The organism is Psychrobacter sp. SWN149 (genome assembly GCF_015864565.1).
GTDB lineage: Bacteria > Pseudomonadota > Gammaproteobacteria > Pseudomonadales > Moraxellaceae > Psychrobacter.
Window position 1 is genome coordinate 425,852 of the sequence record NZ_JADYWX010000003.1, and the last position, 17,242, is coordinate 443,093.

Annotated in this window: 9 protein-coding genes and 1 pseudogene; 3 read left to right on the forward strand and 7 right to left on the reverse strand. The window is 44.2% G+C overall.

Annotated elements, in window-relative coordinates; genetic code table 11:
* Positions 1 to 429 precede the first annotated feature (429 nt).
* Positions 430 to 2,736, forward strand: coding sequence for a DNA topoisomerase IV subunit A (parC, locus tag I6E86_RS07305; protein WP_197176530.1), 2,307 nt, complete (start codon positions 430 to 432; stop codon positions 2,734 to 2,736).
* 143 nt (positions 2,737 to 2,879) lie between these two features.
* Here parC and I6E86_RS07310 read toward each other — a convergent pair whose 3' ends face one another.
* From I6E86_RS07310 to I6E86_RS07320, 3 genes and pseudogenes are all read right to left on the reverse strand, one after another.
* Positions 2,880 to 3,359: a hypothetical protein gene (locus I6E86_RS07310; protein ID WP_197176532.1), complete on the reverse strand. Its 480-nt coding sequence runs from the start codon at positions 3,357 to 3,359 to the stop codon at positions 2,880 to 2,882.
* A gap of 589 nt (positions 3,360 to 3,948) precedes the next feature.
* Positions 3,949 to 4,257: pseudogene (locus tag I6E86_RS13885) on the reverse strand (BLUF domain-containing protein); the annotation flags it as partial.
* A 441-nt stretch (positions 4,258 to 4,698) separates the two neighbouring features.
* A complete protein-coding gene (locus I6E86_RS07320; RefSeq protein WP_197176536.1) occupies positions 4,699 to 5,205 on the reverse strand; it encodes a hypothetical protein in 507 nt (168 codons plus the stop codon).
* 263 nt (positions 5,206 to 5,468) lie between these two features.
* Here I6E86_RS07320 and I6E86_RS07325 point away from each other — a divergent pair, with 263 nt between their 5' ends.
* Complete coding sequence (locus I6E86_RS07325) at positions 5,469 to 6,308, forward strand: HAD family hydrolase (protein ID WP_197176538.1); 840 nt, start codon at positions 5,469 to 5,471, stop codon at positions 6,306 to 6,308.
* 31 nt (positions 6,309 to 6,339) lie between these two features.
* Here I6E86_RS07325 and I6E86_RS07330 read toward each other — a convergent pair whose 3' ends face one another.
* Positions 6,340 to 7,167, reverse strand: a complete 828-nt coding sequence (locus tag I6E86_RS07330) for a 3-oxoacyl-ACP reductase (RefSeq protein ID WP_265090677.1) — start codon at positions 7,165 to 7,167, stop codon at positions 6,340 to 6,342.
* A gap of 362 nt (positions 7,168 to 7,529) precedes the next feature.
* On the opposite strand from I6E86_RS07330, the gene I6E86_RS07335 reads away from it, so the two are divergent.
* Positions 7,530 to 8,663, forward strand: coding sequence for an ABC transporter substrate-binding protein (locus I6E86_RS07335; RefSeq protein ID WP_197176540.1), 1,134 nt, complete (start codon positions 7,530 to 7,532; stop codon positions 8,661 to 8,663).
* A gap of 83 nt (positions 8,664 to 8,746) precedes the next feature.
* Here I6E86_RS07335 and I6E86_RS07340 read toward each other — a convergent pair whose 3' ends face one another.
* The 3 genes from I6E86_RS07340 to gltB all read right to left on the reverse strand — a co-directional run bounded on the left by I6E86_RS07340 (position 8,747) and on the right by gltB (position 16,302).
* Positions 8,747 to 9,970 carry an FUSC family protein gene (locus tag I6E86_RS07340; protein WP_197176544.1) on the reverse strand — a complete coding sequence of 408 codons (1,224 nt, stop codon included), beginning with the start codon at positions 9,968 to 9,970 and terminating at the stop codon, positions 8,747 to 8,749.
* A gap of 202 nt (positions 9,971 to 10,172) precedes the next feature.
* On the reverse strand, positions 10,173 to 11,594 hold the full coding sequence (locus I6E86_RS07345; protein ID WP_194364555.1) for an FAD-dependent oxidoreductase: 1,422 nt from the start codon (positions 11,592 to 11,594) through the stop codon (positions 10,173 to 10,175).
* 244 nt (positions 11,595 to 11,838) lie between these two features.
* Positions 11,839 to 16,302, reverse strand: coding sequence for a glutamate synthase large subunit (gene gltB, locus I6E86_RS07350; protein WP_197176546.1), 4,464 nt, complete (start codon positions 16,300 to 16,302; stop codon positions 11,839 to 11,841).
* Between the last annotated feature and the right edge of the window lie 940 nt (positions 16,303 to 17,242).

Sequence of the window (17,242 nt, forward strand, 5' to 3'; positions counted from 1 at the left end):
CATACACACTTTGTACAAACTACTCAATATAAAAGATTGCTGCATGAGTTCTCAAATCACCTTGACGCCTAAAAAATTATTAAATATCAAAATGTTATATTGGATTTTTCATTCAGTCATCGATATTTATCGAGGTTGATTTTGAATATTCTGTAACAATGTTGACACAGTTAATGACTCTTCATCGCGGCTTTTTATATTGGTTTTCTGCTTTATGATATTGATCACTGTATAAAAAGGCTTCATTGAGAGATTTGACTTCAAATCATACAATCACCAATCCACCTTTACCAAGCACGTCACGAGCTGTCGTATATTCTGACATACGTCTTTTTAATTGCCTCAATATCCTTTACGATAGCACTATCCTATTTGCACGCTTGAACCAATTATCTATACCTATTAAAACTGATAAGTGAATCCTATTTTATGTCTGATGTTATTGATAATACGATTGCCCCAATCATTCCCACTGAACCGATGGATACTCGCTCAGTCGCAGAGTTCACTGAGCAGGCCTATCTCAACTATGCCATGTACGTCATCATGGATCGGGCGCTGCCAAATATCGCTGATGGTCTAAAACCAGTACAGCGCCGCATCGTCTATGCCATGAGTGAACTGGGGCTAAAATCGACTGCCAAAGCCAAAAAATCTGCACGTACCGTCGGTGACGTCTTAGGTAAATACCATCCGCATGGTGACAGCGCTTGTTATGAAGCGATGGTACTGATGGCGCAGCCGTTCAGCTATCGCTATCCGCTCATCACAGGTCAAGGTAACTGGGGTAGCCCTGATGATCCAAAATCTTTTGCGGCGATGCGCTATACCGAAGCCAAAATGTCTGCTTATGCCAATACCTTGCTCGCAGAACTCGGACAAGGCACGGTCGATTGGCAAGATAACTTTGATGGCACGATGCAAGAGCCAACCACTCTACCTGCCCGCCTACCTAATATTTTACTCAACGGCACGACAGGTATTGCGGTCGGTATGGCAACAGATATTCCGCCACATAATTTAAATGAAGTGGTACGTGCGGCGATTCGTTTGCTCAAAAATCCTGAACTGTCGGTCAAGCAGCTTACCCAATCGATACCAGCACCTGATCTGCCAACGCCAGCTGAAATCATCACCAGTAAAAAAGATTTGCAAGCGATGTACGAGACTGGTCGTGGCAGCTATAAAATGCGTGCGACGTTCCATGTTGACCCTAAAGAGAAAAACCTCGTCATCATCGATGCGCTGCCTTACCAAGTATCAGGCAACAAAATCCAAGAGCAAATCGCCAAGCTCATGACCGATAAAAAGCTGCCTTGGATTACCGATATCCATGATGAGTCAGATCACGAAAATGCCTGCCGTATCGTGCTTGAGCTAAAATCAACTCGAGTCGATGTCGCTCGCGTCATGAGCCATCTGTTTGCCAGTACGGAGCTTGAGAGCAATTACCGCGTCAATATGAATATGATTGGCCTAAACGGTAAGCCGCAGGTCAAAAACCTAAAAGAAATCTTGGAAGAATGGCTCGTCTGTCGCCGCTCGGTGGTCACACGTCGCTTGCAATATCGTCTCGATAAAATCGATAAGCGCTTGCACATCTTGGCAGGTTTACTGATTGCTTATCTTAATATTGATGAAGTGATTCGCATCATTCGTGAAGAGGACGATCCAAAAGCAACATTGATGCAAGACTATGACCTGACTGATATTCAGGCCAATGCTATCTTGGATATACGTTTGCGTCAGTTGGCAAAATTAGAAGAGATTGAGCTGCGCCGCGAGCAAGACGAACTGGCTGCCGAACGTGCCATTATTCAAGAGTACTTAGACAATCCAGACAGTCTGACCAATCTAATGATTGACGAGCTGACAGCCGATATGAAAGAACACGGCAACGAGCGCGTATCACCATTAGCAGAACGTGAAGAAGCGCAAGCATTAAAAGAGTCTGACCTCGTACCGAGCGAGCCTGTTACCGCTATCCTATCGAAAGCGGGCTGGATTCGTGCTGCTAAGGGTCATGATGTCGATGCAGCAGGCATGAGTTATCGCTCAGGTGACAGCTATCAAGCACACGTGCGCGGTAAATCCAATGAGAAAATCTACGTGCTCGACAGCACTGGCCGCAGCTACAGCATTGACGCGCATAACTTAGCGTCTGCGCGTGGTCAGGGCGACCCACTGACTAGTGTGTTGAAGCCGCCAGCAGGTGCTAGCTTTGAGCAGCTACTAACGGGTGCTGACGATCAACGTATTATCCTTGCCAGCTCCGCAGGTTATGGTTTTATCAATACCATTGGTAATCTAGATAGTAATCAAAAAGCGGGTAAAAACATCATCAATCTAGCTACCGATAGTCAATTACTTCCTGTCGCACGTATCGATGCGCCAGTAGAGGCGACTGCTAATGCTGACGGTGAAAATACCAATACGAAGGTAGCTCCTGACCATGTCGCCGTCGCGACCAATGCAGGATATTTACTGATATTTGCTCTCGATGATTTGCCTGAACAGGCGCGCGGTAAAGGCAATAAACTTATCAAGTTAAAAGAGGGCGAAGAGGTACTTACTATCACGCCACTCAGTCAGCAAGACAGCCTTGTTATTACCGCTGGCAAACGCCATGTGACACTCAAGCCAAATGATTTAGCTAACTATACGGGTGTTCGCGGCAATCGCGGTGGTCAGCTACCAAGAGGCTTTCAGAATGTGACAAGTGTTGAGGTAGGCTGAGCAGTTGGTTATAGCTATGCTTTGCGCACTAATCGCTCAAGCTCACAACGTTTTTAATAAAAAGCCGCTTATACACAATGTATAGGCGGCTTTTTTATGCCAATTAAAATAGATAACGCTTATGATATATAAATGCTATTCATCTAAAATTTATCGGATTCAGCACCTTCAAATATCGTTGTCAAAAAGCTTTCAATCTGAGTGCTTTTCATTAAATAAGGATTGAAATCAAAACCTGCTGAGAAACTTTTCAAGGCATATTCCTCATCTTCAGCACTTTCCGTCAGGTGTTTGGTTACGAACCCATCCCATCGAAGTACTTCTATTTCTTCTACCTTGACAACATTAGGGATAATCTTAAAATGCTCATCAATTATCTTCGTTAGAGCAGCATTGACAGCTGGTCTTGAGCCTTGAATGTTTTGAACAAAGTAACCGTCATTGATCACAAGCGCTGCGACCAACCCACTTTCCTCAAAGTATCTTCGCCACTGTTCAAGAGCACGGGTTAATTCTATACCTGTTTTTAATTCAATGTTTTTACCGATATACGTTAGGCTAATCAGAAGATGCTCGCCATGTCTTTTCCTATTTTCTGAAATTTGACCTGCCATTGTATGCATAAGAAAATCCATTTATATAATAGGTATATAAATTAATATACACTTTATCATAAAGTATAATCAATTAAACTCTTGAAAATTGACCAAGTTCTTATCATTTACTACCTTAAAATAACACAACAAAAAGTAACTCAGGCAGTGTGATAGCATCATTCTAATTGTTAGAAATTCTCATCTGTATGTGCCGATATACCAATTTTCGATCCACAAACAGGAATCACTAAGGCATTTCTAGTAGTCAAATATTGTGAGAGTTACTTATGAACATCAACCAATATTTTGTCCAATTGCTAAGAATACACCCTATACCGATACTGGCAACTTGCTTTCATCAAAAAGCCGCCTATACACATTGTACAGACGGCTTTTTTACGCGAGTTAGAATAGACACCCATTATAGAGAGCGGATACTACCCTTTTAAGATTTACTAGATTCGACTTCTTCAAAAATTGCTGCCAAAAAGCCTTCAATCTGAGCACTTGTCATTAGATAGGGATTATAGTCAGAACCTGCTGAAAAGCTTTTTAGGGCATACTCTTCATCTTCAACGCTTGAGGTTAGATGTTTGATTAAAAACCCATTCCACTGACGCGATTCTATTTCCCCTATATTGACAATATTGGGGAAAATGGTTGAATGCTCGTCAAGTATCTTTGCTAAGGCAGTACTGATAGCAGGCCTTGTTCCTTGAAAACTTTGAACGAAGTAGCCTTCACTAATGACTAACGCTGAAACGATATCGTTTTCTTCAAAATATCTGCGCCAGTACTCAAGTGCACGAGTCAGCTCAATTCCAGAGTCCAAGTCGACATTTTTGGCGATATATGTCATGTTGATCAGAATATGCTCGCCATGCCTTTTTCTATCTTCTGAAGGTTGGCTTGTCATTGTAGTCATAAGAAACCTTATTTGTGAGAACCTAATCTAATTTAAGATACACTTTAAGATAAAGTATAATCAATAACATTTTGTTTCTTAATGATTTTTTGTTATTTAGCATCATTGTATTTCTAAAAATACGCTTTAGAAGTTTGATGAGATAGGATGCCAATACTTCTCAGAGTACAATTGTACTATAAAAATTGGCATAATTACTGTGATATCATTATTCTAATAATTAACAAGTCTAATCTGTATTTTCCTATAGCACTGTCTCAATTATACCATACGATTTACCCGTGTTTACTCAGTGCTCAAGGGTTACAAACATCAATCAAAGCATTGCCTATTCACTAAGCTCGCATATTTTATAGAGAGGTGAACCTAACTCACGCTCACTAAAAAGCCGCCTATATACTGCATAGACGGCTGTTTACACTGTCTAAAATGCTTGATTGATTAATACCGACCCATCTCAACCGTGGTTTCAGAAAGTACCATATCCCCCTGCCATGCCTGTACATCTACCGTATATAAATGATTTTTGCCACCTGAACAAGGCGGCTTGTACGCACCGCCTACTTCACCTTTGCGGCTACGGTATTCTGCCACCATCTCAATACCGACTGGTACTTCATAAGTATGCCCAAACACGCGTGGAATCTCAGCACTCGTAGCACCCTTTGGCAGCGCAAACTCTACCATGCCATGTCCACCATGTTGCATACGTTTGTTACTCACATCGTTATAAACGAATACCAAGCTCTCCGCACCGGCTGGAATGTTTGAGACCGTCATGCTTGGTGTGGCTGGGCTTTTTCCCTCATAGTTTAGACACTGCTGCCCTTCAGGGATTTTTTTACCATTCCAAGCTGCATCGTCAAATGTAACATCCATGGCAAAAGCATTGGCAGATAACACTAAGGCGGTCAAAGCGGTCACTGATTTTAGGGTAAAGATTTTCATCATGGTTCCTTTGGATGGCAGATTGGTGAAGGCAAAAATCGATTTGATCTTATTGACTGATCTGAATAATTAGTCATAACTTTATAGTAAATAACCCATACTTGGTTAATCCTATCGTTTAGGATTTTTGTTACTTCTTTGGCTGAGTAGCTAGGGATATGTTTATAGAGACACAGGTTACGCGATAGGTATTTATCTGATTGGCTGTGTTGTAGTAGTATCGAAGTCATCAGTATTGAAATGACTACAATAATAGGATCATCATGTTTATCGAAAATAAAATCGCTAAAGAAAGTCTGGCTACCAAAATGCCTATTCCAAAAATCATTTTTTTTGACATCGATGATACCTTGAGCCGTAACGGTATTATTGCAGAACACAACAAAGCAATGCTGGAACAGCTGGCAGACACCGATATCAAGCTAGTCATTTCGACCGGACGCTCAAAAGCCATACTGCCTGAGGATGTCCTAGCGTTGCTAGAGGCAAATGTGCTCGATGCCATTATTTGTATGAATGGACAGTATAGCTTTGATAATAGCGGTCAAATCAGCCATTATCCACTGACCGCCGAGCAAACGGATAAGATCGTAAAGCTGTGCCAACAGAGCGAGTTGATTCATAAGTTTGACTCAGCCACTCATATCGCATGGTCTGGTGAAAACGAGCGTCTGCGCGAATTTAATGCCATCACGCCAAACTCTATCGTTGACCCTGACTACTACCAGTCAAACACCGTTTATCAATGCTCGGTGTTTTTTAATAATCAACAAGAAAAAATGCAGAACATCGACTTTGCTCAGCACGATTTAAAGCTGGTGCACTGGCATCAAATTGGCGCAGATATATTGCCAGCCAATGCGTCCAAAGCTCGTGGTATCAAAGACGTGTGCGACTATTATGCGGTAGACGCAAGCGAGTGCATGGCGTTTGGTGATGGTATGAATGATTTAGAGATGTTTGACTTGGTTGGGTTTGCCGTAGCAATGGGAGACGCTCAGCCCGCGCTGATTGCACGTGCTGATTTCGTCACTGGGACGATTGAAGAGTGTGGCATACAAGCAGTGCTTGAACCGTTCTATGCCACCTCATCCGTAAAGTAATATCTAAACTTGCGTGTGTTTTAGATATTCATTAAGGCATCGTCAAACCACCATCCACAGCAATGGACTGACCAGTAATAGCCATGCTCAAATCAGAGGCCATGAGCAGTACTGAATTGGCAAAGTCAGCGACTGATGTTGCTTGACGCAGAGGTGTTGTAGTCGCGATATAATCGAATACCTCTTCAGTGGTCAGGCTACTTGCATCGGTGGTCTTTAGTAATCCGCCTGCCAGTAAATTGACCCGAATACCATATTGACCAAGCTCGTTCGCGAGATTGCGTGTCAGCCCTATCAAGGCAGATTTAGCCGTGGTGTAATCATAATAAGTGACCACTGGATTGTAGACAAGATTGGTTGAGATATTGATGATTTTGCCCATCTGTTGCGCTTTCATCTGTGGCAATACGGCCTGTACAGTGTTGACCGCCCCTTTGACGATACCATCCATCTGCTGCGAAAAATGTGCCCACTTAACCGTCTCGATACTGGTGTACTCCGCACTTGGGTTAAATTGATAGCTCGGTAAAGCATTATTGACCAAGATATCGATACGGCCGTAACGGCTAACAACTTCAGTGGCCATTGCCTTTACTTGCTCAAGCTCGGTGACATCTGACTGATATGCAAATGCTTGTCCGCCTACGGCTACGATATCTGCAACCACCGTGTCAGCTGCCTCTTTACTATTGAGATAGTTGACGCAGACGATCGCACCTGCTGCTGCCATTTGCTGAGCAATCTCTGCACCCAGTCCACGACTGGCGCCGGTGACGATGGCGACTTTATTGGTCAGCAGTGCTGGAATAGTTGAGGTGCTATGAGTCGAAATACTTTGATTCATTGTGCTTTGAGTCATTGTGTTGCATCCTTTATTATTATGGTATGGTTAATTAACATTTTAGAGGCCAAAGGCTTGTCGCTATTTGGCGCTTGAGCCTGCGCTAATCATAGCATGGTTATATATTATCTTTTCTCGAGCCAATGTCACTCACTGACAGTTCTACCCAAAATTACCTGCCTTTAAGTTATTTTCGCTATTCATTTGATTAGCCAAGCCAGCTCCTTTTATTAGTATTACTAAGCATTGCCTTGATAACAACCCTTTAAATTGCACAAAGTAATGACCATAATAGTTTTATTGGCCATGTCAGGCTTTTATCTTTTTGGCTTTTTATTGAATTTTTCTGATTTGCACTATCTTTATTTAGGAGAGATATTTTGACCCATTTATCATCGTCCCATCCAACTACTAACACCTCGGCTAGTATTGGTCGTATAGTACCAAAAGCATTATTAGCAGCGGCTGTCGGCTTGGTGCTTGCCAGTTGTAGCAACTCTGACAATGCGGCTGACGGTAGTGCGGCGGCGAGCAATGTGACACTGAACCTGTATAACTGGTCAGAATATATGCCGCAAGAGATTCTAGATGGTTTTGAAGAAGAGACTGGTATCTCTGTTAATTACACCACGTTTGACTCTAACGAAGCGATGTATGCCAAGCTCAAACTGCTGGATGACTCTAGCCAATATGATTTAGCCATTCCATCGACTTATTATGTCGAAAAGATGGCGAAAGAAGGACTACTGCAAGAGTTAGATAAGTCTAAATTAAGCAATTTTAAAAACCTTGATATCTCATTTACCAATACCAAAGTCGACCCTGAAAACAAATACTCTATCCCTTATATGTGGGGCAGCACTGGTCTGGCGATTAATGGCGATAGTGTCGATCCGAAAACTGTCAATAGTTGGAATGACCTATGGGATCCTAAATATAAAGGTCAGGTAATGCTCACCAATGATGTGCGTGAAGTATTTGGTATGGCACTACTGACCCTTGGCTACTCAGGTAACAGTAGTAATCCTGACGAAATCAAAGCCGCTTACGATAAGCTCACTACATTGATGCCAAACGTCAAAACTTTTAATTCTGATGCCACACGTATGCCGTATATCGAAGGTGAAACATCGCTCGGCATGACATGGAATGGCGAGGCAGTCATGGCCAATGACGAAGGTCTGACCAGCTTGGTTTATAAATATCCAAGCGAAGGCGCTATCTTATGGATGGACAACTTTGTCATTCCAAAAAACGCCAAGCAAGTTGATGCGGCACACAAATTTATTGATTACTTATTGCGTCCTGAGAACGCCAAAATCGTGAGTGAAGAGATTGGCTACGCGTCACCAAATATAGCAGCACGTGAGCTGATGGACGAAAGCGTCCGCAACAACCCAACAATTTATCCTGCCAAAGACGTACTGGCAAAAGCTGAATTCCAAGAAGATGTGGGCGATGAGGCGTTGCAAGTGTATCAGCAGTATTGGGACAAGCTAAAGACTGGGCGTTAATGGTTTTGATTTAGCACTTTAAGAATAAAGTAGTCTTTCAAAATAAAAACGCTGATCCTAAATGGTCAGCGTTTTTTTGTGTGTTACAAATGTAAATCCGTTTCGCCGCCCTGCTCTTTTATTCGGCGCTGCTCACGGCGCTGATAACCCAGACCAGAGGCAGCAAACCAATACGGTTTGGAGATTTGCAATAAGTCACTCAATTGCTGAAGCTGGGTTTGCAGCGTTTGTGTCAACCAAAAATACCCTTGCCACTCAAAGGCTAAGTGCTGTACGCTTGGATAGTCTGAAACCGCGATACGAGTAATAGGCCTAAACACTTCATCACTTGGACTGCGCAACACTGCGGCCATGTGCTGCATCGCTTGGGTTAGCTCATTCTGATAATGTATCAACAGTACATGATTCTCTTCATCAATATCGATATTCGCCAGACGCGGGGCTGCACTTAACAATAAATCAATTGTGCCGATAATATTACGATGTGTGCGCTGAATCGTCTCTAGCGTTTCCTTTTCAATACCTGATTCACTTGCTGTCGCCGCCAGATGTGGACGCACGGCCAGCAGGCGTTTATTAATCTGCTGTAATGCTGTTACCAATGTCCTATTAACAGGCACCTCATTAACCGCAAAAGCCACCGTGTTTGACTGCTTGACAGTGTCATCGGTCATCCCATCTGCTCCGCCATCCGTTGCATCAATATGATGACCCACGCCAGCATAGAGACTACTACAAGCATCGAGATTACTACTCAATAAAAATCGCCACATTAGGGTCGATTTCAGCGGTAAAATCAGCGTTACTGCTACCGCGACTCCAGTACCTAACAAAATATTTAGCACACGATAAATACCGTCCTGACCGATGCTGTTATTGCCCAAATCAGAGACAATCATCAACATGGTGATGCCCGTCAGTAGCCCTGTGTAGCCAAGATTTCTCACCGCCAAATAGCCAATGATGCCACTGAGCAAGCCAATCAAGGCATAATCGACCCACAGCCATGCACCTGCATTTTGGTTGAACCATAATACCCCAAGAGCAATCCCAATGCCTAATAGTGTACCAAGCACGCGCTCTTTTGCCTTGGTATAAATAGCCCCTTGATACTGTAATAAGCCCAAAATAATAAATACAGTGATGGTCGTCCATTCGCCATGTGGAAAATTGGTGACCCCGTTGAGTAACAAAGCGAGTATCACCGCCACACCCAAACGTATGGCATGCAAAATATCCGCGTGCTGATAGCGAACATAAGGCTCAATAAATGGCGCAGTAACACGTTGGTAAAGGGTTGGTTTCACGCAAGACTACTCTTTTTAGTGGATAAGTGAGATAAATAATAATCGAGATAGATAATAAAAAGCACAGGTTACTCATAAACAGGCTATCAGTCGAGCCTCTATTTACAAAGTAACCATCAAAAAAACGCCTTTTGCCCATAAAAGGACAAAAGACGTTTGAGGTAAAGCCTGCGTATCAATCGCTAGGTTTATACGAATCTCGTTATACTTCCAAGAAATCTAATATACCTTCAGCGGCTTCACGACCTTCCCAAATAGCAGTTACGACCAAATCAGATCCGCGAACCATATCACCACCGGCAAATATTTTAGGGTTTTTGGTCTGGAATTTAAAGGTTTGCTTCTCTGCGGCCAACACGCGGCCAGAGCTGTCCATCGCCACTTGCTGAGACTCAAACCAGTCAGCAGGACTCGGTCTAAAACCAAAGGCCATAATCACTGCATCACAGGGGATGATCTCTTCTGAATTAGGAATCGGCTCAGGGCGCTGACGACCACGGTTGTCCGGTGCACCTAAGTGAGTAGTGACGACTTTTACCCCATTGACCTTACCGTTCAGACCAATGATCTCAGTAGGCTGGCGATTGAATAAAAACTCAACGCCTTCTTCACGAGCATTGACCACTTCACGGCGTGAGCCTGGCATATTTTCTTCATCACGGCGATAGGCACAGACCACTTGCTCAGCACCTTGACGAATACTAGTACGGTTACAGTCCATTGCTGTATCGCCGCCACCTAGTACGACCACTCTTTTGCCTTTGAAGTCGATATATTCTTCGGGATTCTTTTCCCAATCATTACAACGGTTCACGTTGGCAATCAGGTAATCTAGTGCATCATAGACGCCTGTCAGTTCTTCACCAGCAAACCCGCCGCGCATATAGGTGTATGTGCCCATACCCATGAACACGGCATCGTATTCAGCCAATAGCTCATCAATGGTGACGTCTGTACCAATCTCTGTTTCTAGACGGAACTCCATACCCATATCTTCAAAAATCACGCGGCGATTGCGCATGACGTCTTTTTCCATTTTGAACTCAGGGATACCGAAAGTCAGTAAGCCGCCGATCTCAGGGCGTTTGTCAAAGACGACCGGTTTGACGCCATTTCTAACCAAAATATCTGCACAGCCAAGACCCGCTGGCCCTGCACCGATAATTGCGACTTTTTTGTCTGTCCAAACAACTTCAGACATGTCTGGACGCCAACCTAGAGCAAAAGCGGTATCGTTGATGTATTTTTCGACATTGCCGATAGTCACTGCGCCAAAGCCATCATTCAATGTACAAGCGCCTTCACACAGACGATCTTGTGGACACACTCGGCCGCAGACTTCAGGCAAAGTATTGGTACGATGACACAATTCAGCTGCTTGAAATATTTGTCCTTCAGTGGCCATTTTTAGCCAGTTAGGAATGTAGTTGTGTACGGGGCATTTCCACTCGCAGTAAGGATTACCGCACTCAAGACAGCGATGCGCTTGTTGTGCGACGGCTTCATTTTCAAATGGCTTATAAATTTCAACAAACTCAGTTGAGCGTGTGGCAATGTCTTTTTTGCTTGGGTCAAAACGAGGTACATCTAAAAACTGAAAATTATTTTCTAAGCGTTTTGCCATGGTGCTATCTCTTTTATCTGAGGTTTTTTTGTAGTGGGTGGTGACAGTCAGCGAGTCTCGCTTATTTGATACCCAATTTGGGTCAATGCTGAGCGCTATCACGTGCTGCTGTCACTTACCTGCTAAAAACCTGTGAGTTAAAACGTCTCTAAAAACGGAACGCTGGCTACTCTAATTCAATGGTCATCAATCAACACCGACTCAATCACTCACTATAAAGCGATGAGTCAGCGTTATAGATCGGCTATTGTGGATCGGCCATGGTCGTTTTAAGAAGGCTTGCAATGTTTGCCGCTTTTGGCTTCACCAAATAGAACTTACGAACATAGTGCTCAAAGTCATCCAGTATCGTCTGGCCCCATGCGCTGCCTGTTTTCTCTACATGAGTCTCAATCACTTGTTGCAAATGAATACGATGCTCTTCTGTTTGCTCGCTTGAGATGCGGTTAAGGTCAATCAGTTCATGGTTGCAGCGATCAAAGAAGTCACCTTCCATATCGAGTACATAAGCGAAGCCGCCAGTCATACCCGCGCCAAAGTTGAGACCCGTACGTCCAAGGATCGTGACGATACCACCTGTCATATACTCACAGCAATGATCGCCTGTGCCTTCGATGACGGCATGTGTACCGGAGTTACGCACCCCAAAACGCTCACCTGCTGTACCAGCAGCATATAACTTGCCACCCGTTGCGCCATATAGGCAAGTGTTACCGATAATGGCGGTCTCTTGTGCAATAAAGTTTGAGCCTTTTGGGGGATAAATCACAATCTCACCGCCTGCCATGCCTTTGCCTACATAGTCATTGGCATCGCCTTCAAGCTCAATGTTTAAGCCGCCGGCATTCCAAACACCTAAGCTCTGCCCTGCCGTACCCGTTAGACGCAGTTTAATTGGCATGTCACTCATGCCAAGGTTGCCCCATACTTGCGCAATCTCACCTGAGATACGAGCACCGATAGACCGGTCACAGTTACCAACGAAATAGCTATAATCACCGCCTGAGCCTTGACGAATATTCACCAGCATATCACTAATCATTTGCTCAGCAAGCAAGCCTTTATCAAACGGCTCATTGCGCTCTACCTGACAGGTTTGTGCTTTGCCAACGCTGGCTGGATGACTAAATAACAATGGCGTTAGATCAAGATGACGCTGCTTATCAGTATTACCTTCTAAAATATTAAGCAAGTCAGTACGGCCGACCAGATCTTCCATACTACGAACGCCAAGTGCCGCTAACCATTCGCGCGTTTCAGTCGCCACAAACTTGAAGAAGTTAATCAACATCTCTGCTTCGCCAATGAAATGCTCATCACGTAGCTTAGCTTTTTGAGTCGCAACCCCTGTTGGACAGTTGTTTAAATGGCAGATACGTAGGTATTTACACCCAACCGCAATCATCGGCGTGGTACCAAAGCCAAAGCTTTCTGCACCAAGAATGGCTGCCTTGACTACATCTAGCCCTGTCTTCAAACCACCATCGGTCTGAACACGTACCTTATCACGTAATCCATTTACTCGTAGAGACTGATGGGTTTCAGCCAGACCTAGCTCCCATGGCGAGCCTGCATGATGGATAGACGATAGCGGAGACGCTGCTGTACCGCCATCATAACCTGAAATAGTAATCAAATCGGCATAGGCTTTTGCGACGCCCGTTGCGATCGTTCCAACACCTGGACGCGATACCAATTTAACGGATACCAGTGCGTCTGGATTGACTTGTTTCAAATCAAAAATCAGCTGTGCCAAATCTTCGATAGAATAAATATCATGATGCGGCGGCGGTGAAATCAAAGTCACACCCGGTACTGAATAACGCAAGCGTGCAATCAGTGCATTGACCTTACCACCTGGTAGCTGTCCACCCTCACCTGGCTTAGCACCTTGAGCCACTTTGATCTGCATGACTTCAGCTGAGCGTAGATACGCAGGTGTCACCCCAAAACGACCAGAGGCCACTTGCTTGATCTTTGAATTGCGCAATGTGCCATAACGCGCAGGATCTTCACCGCCCTCACCAGAGTTTGAGCGACCACCGATGGTATTCATTGCCATGGCGATTGATTCGTGTGCTTCTGGAGACAGCGCACCTAGCGACATACCCGCTGAGTCAAAACGCGTTAAGATCTCAGAGATATCTTCCACCTCATTGACGTCGATGCTGTTGTCTGTTTTTAGCTGTAACAAGTCGCGTAAAGTCGCGACTGGACGGCTATTTACTAGGTTGGCATAATTGAGATAGTTATCATAATCGCCTGTACGTACAGCTGTATGCAGGCTGTTGATCACGTCAGGGTTAAAGGCATGATACTCTTTGTTGAAGACGAACTTCAGCAGACCACCTTGATCTAGAGGTGCACGGCGCTTAAATGCGTTGGCAGCCAATTGCGCTTGATCAGCAGCAAGATCGGCAAAGGTAGCGCCTTTAATACGGCTTTGTACGCCTTTGAAGCACAGGCTCACGACTTCTTCTGAGAGGCCCACTGCTTCAAACAACTGCGCGCCGCGATACGACACAATGGTAGAGATACCCATCTTTGATAGGATCTTTAACAACCCTTTATCCAAGCCTTTGCGGAAATTGACACGTGCTTGAATCGGATCGCCCAGCAGCTCACCAGTCGCCACCAAATCATCGATGACATCATATGCCAAATATGGATAGACGCAGGTCGCACCAAAGCCAATCAATACTGCTATTTGATGTGAGTCACGAGCCAGACCCGTTTCAACCACTAGATTGGCATCGGTACGAATGCCTTGCTCGATAAGATAATGATGCACAGCACCCGTCACCATGATGGCATTGGCTGGTACTTTGTCTGCATCGATGTCTTTATCAGACAAGACAATCAGTGTATTACCCGAGCGGATGTTATCTGCCACTTGCTCACAGATAGCGACGATAGCATCAGATAACTCTAAAGTACGGTCATAGTTCAAATCAATGCGTGCCATCTTGAACGCAGGATCATCTAAAGTTTCAAGCTGCTGCATTTTGCTGGCTGACAACACAGGCGATGATAAAATAATACGATGTGCATCTCTCGCTGATGGCGCAAATACGTTCGTTTCAGCACCTAAGCAGGTCTGTAATGACATCACAATCGATTCACGTAGTGGATCGATTGGCGGATTGGTTACCTGTGCGAACTGCTGACGGAAAAAGTCACCCACATGGCGAATTTGCTGTGACAGCACTGCCATTGGCGTATCATCACCCATCGAGCCGACTGGCTCTTGACCATTCTCCGCATTGGGACGAATGATTTCTGTACGCTCTTCATTGGTGATGTGATACATCTTTTGTAGGGTTTTTAGCTTATCACCGCGGCACGCTTGCGTTGCTAAGGTTTCTTCTAAACGCTCATCATCACGTATACGTGTCGCTTCTTCACGCAGCCATTTACGGTATGGATGCGCCGTTTTAAGTAATGTTGCGATAGCAGTGGTATCTAAAACTTTACCCGTCAATGTATCAATGACCAGCATTTGACCTGGGCCAACGCGGCCTTTTGCCAATACATCGGTTGGTTCATAATCCCAAACACCAACCTCTGATGCAACGGTGATATAACCGTTCTTAGTCGTCACCCAACGCGACGGGCGCAGACCGTTTCTATCAAGCATACAGACGGCATAGCGTCCATCTTGAATGACGAGACCAGCAGGGCCATCCCACGCTTCCATATGCTGCGAATAGAATTCATAAAACGCACGCAGATCCATATCCATGCTATCGACATTCTGCCATGCAGGTGGCACCAAAATCGACATCGCATGGAACAGGTTCATACCGCCTGACATCAGTACTTCAAGCATGTTATCTAGGCTTGATGAGTCAGAACCTGTACTGTTCACCAGCGGTGTCAATTCATTCAAGTTTGGCAACTTGTCTGATTTTAATTTTGGCGTGCGCGCCTTAGACCAGTTGCGGTTACCCGTGATGGTGTTCAATTCACCATTGTGAGCAAGATAACGAAACGGCTGTGCCAGTGGCCAGCGCGGTAATGTATTGGTAGAAAAACGCTGATGGAACACGACGATATGTGAGGCCAAACGCTCATCTTGTAGATCCAAAAAGAATGCCGGCAAGTCTGATGGCATTACCAGACCTTTGTAAATAATGGTCTGACAGCTGAGTGAGCACACATAAAACAGCTCATCATCTGTCAGGCGCTGCTCTGCTTTTTTACGTGCGACAAACAATTTACGATTAAAGTCATCTGCAGCCAACTCATCTGGTGCATTGACGAACATCTGCTTAAAATCTGGTAATGTCTCACGGCCAATCTCACCGACGATACTCAAGTCAAGCGGCACATCACGCCAGCCTGCGACTGCTAACCCTTGCGCTTTAATCTCATCGCTGAGCACTTGCTGACTATGCTTAGACTTATCATTATCCAAATTGACAAACACCATACCGACCGCAAAGTTGTCGGTCAGTACCAATTGTTGCTCAGTGGCAATCTGTTTGAAAAACTCAGTAGGCGTCGCTAATAATAAACCACACCCGTCACCAGTTCTACCATCAGCAGCAACGCCGCCGCGGTGAGTCATACAACTCAAACTATGAATGGCAGTTCTTACCAAGTCATGGCTGGCTTGACCCTCAATGTGAGCAATCAGACCAAAACCGCAATTATCAGAAAAATCATCTGGCGTGGCCAGGTTTGTTTGCGAGGAAATCATCGACATAGCTTGTCCTTTTAAGTAGACGGGCAGCTTATATCTCCAATGCGGAGTGTAAGCTGGTACCCGTAGGCAGAACGGGCTGATAAAGGATATTCGGGTCTTAGAATTAGTAAATGGTGCAAGGCTTGGACGTTATACCCTAAAACACAGAAAAACCGTGGTTTTCTTAATCGTTAGGTGAAGTCTCGACATGTGGTTCGTGTATCAATAGCTTGTGAGTATCGGCCCTTGGTAATGGGTTAAAACCTCTCCCAAAATACCAGTCACGCGCTTATTGATATCTTATGTCTTTTGCTTAAGCATCAATTGTTATGTTGATTGTCATATTTCAGCTGTAAACGTTTATCTATGACAGATTAATAACAATGCATTTGATTCATCTTGAATATCTGACGCTCTGTATTCAAGTGATGTACTCACCCTAAAAAAGTGACAATAAGAGAAATTGTGGCACTTACCATCACTTCCTAGCAATCAATTAGTGCCACGCTTGAGACAACAATGTCTGGCAAAGCGCCAAAAAAACAGTATATATACTATTAAGTCATTGTTAAATAAACATTTTTACGATAACTATACAGAACGTCGCCCACAGTTATATTAGTTAATGATTGACAAAAAATCTAGTCTTTTCTATCGATTCATCAGCCATAATTTGTAATAGTATTTATTACTATTGGTTATAGGACAATCAATAATCATATTAAAATTCGAATATGAGCGGCTCATCTGTGACATATAGTCAAAGAAGTCTAAAACAGCTACAAGGCAGCCGACCGCAGATTGTACATATAGTACCTCTAGGGAGGGTAACACCGTAGCGGTTTAGTAGTTCGCTGACTATAGTTGGGTAGGCCTATGGTAATCGACTGATTTTGATCGCTGTCTTCTCATTGTCTTTTTAGCCAAAAAACACTTGAGCCATAAAAAACCCACTAACAAG

What these genes read in the sequence shown, in the direction of transcription:
- I6E86_RS07310 (WP_197176532.1), bottom strand. Translation starts at nt 3,359, where the DNA reads ATGCATACAATGGCAGGTCAAATTTCAGAAAATAGGAAAAGACATGGC.
- parC (WP_197176530.1), top strand. Translation starts at nt 430, where the DNA reads ATGTCTGATGTTATTGATAATACGATTGCCCCAATCATTCCCACTGAA.
- I6E86_RS07325 (WP_197176538.1), top strand. Translation starts at nt 5,469, where the DNA reads ATGTTTATCGAAAATAAAATCGCTAAAGAAAGTCTGGCTACCAAAATG.
- I6E86_RS07330 (WP_265090677.1), bottom strand. Translation starts at nt 7,167, where the DNA reads ATGACTCAAAGCACAATGAATCAAAGTATTTCGACTCATAGCACCTCA.
- I6E86_RS07345 (WP_194364555.1), bottom strand. Translation starts at nt 11,594, where the DNA reads ATGGCAAAACGCTTAGAAAATAATTTTCAGTTTTTAGATGTACCTCGT.
- I6E86_RS07320 (WP_197176536.1), bottom strand. Translation starts at nt 5,205, where the DNA reads ATGAAAATCTTTACCCTAAAATCAGTGACCGCTTTGACCGCCTTAGTG.
- gltB (WP_197176546.1), bottom strand. Translation starts at nt 16,302, where the DNA reads ATGTCGATGATTTCCTCGCAAACAAACCTGGCCACGCCAGATGATTTT.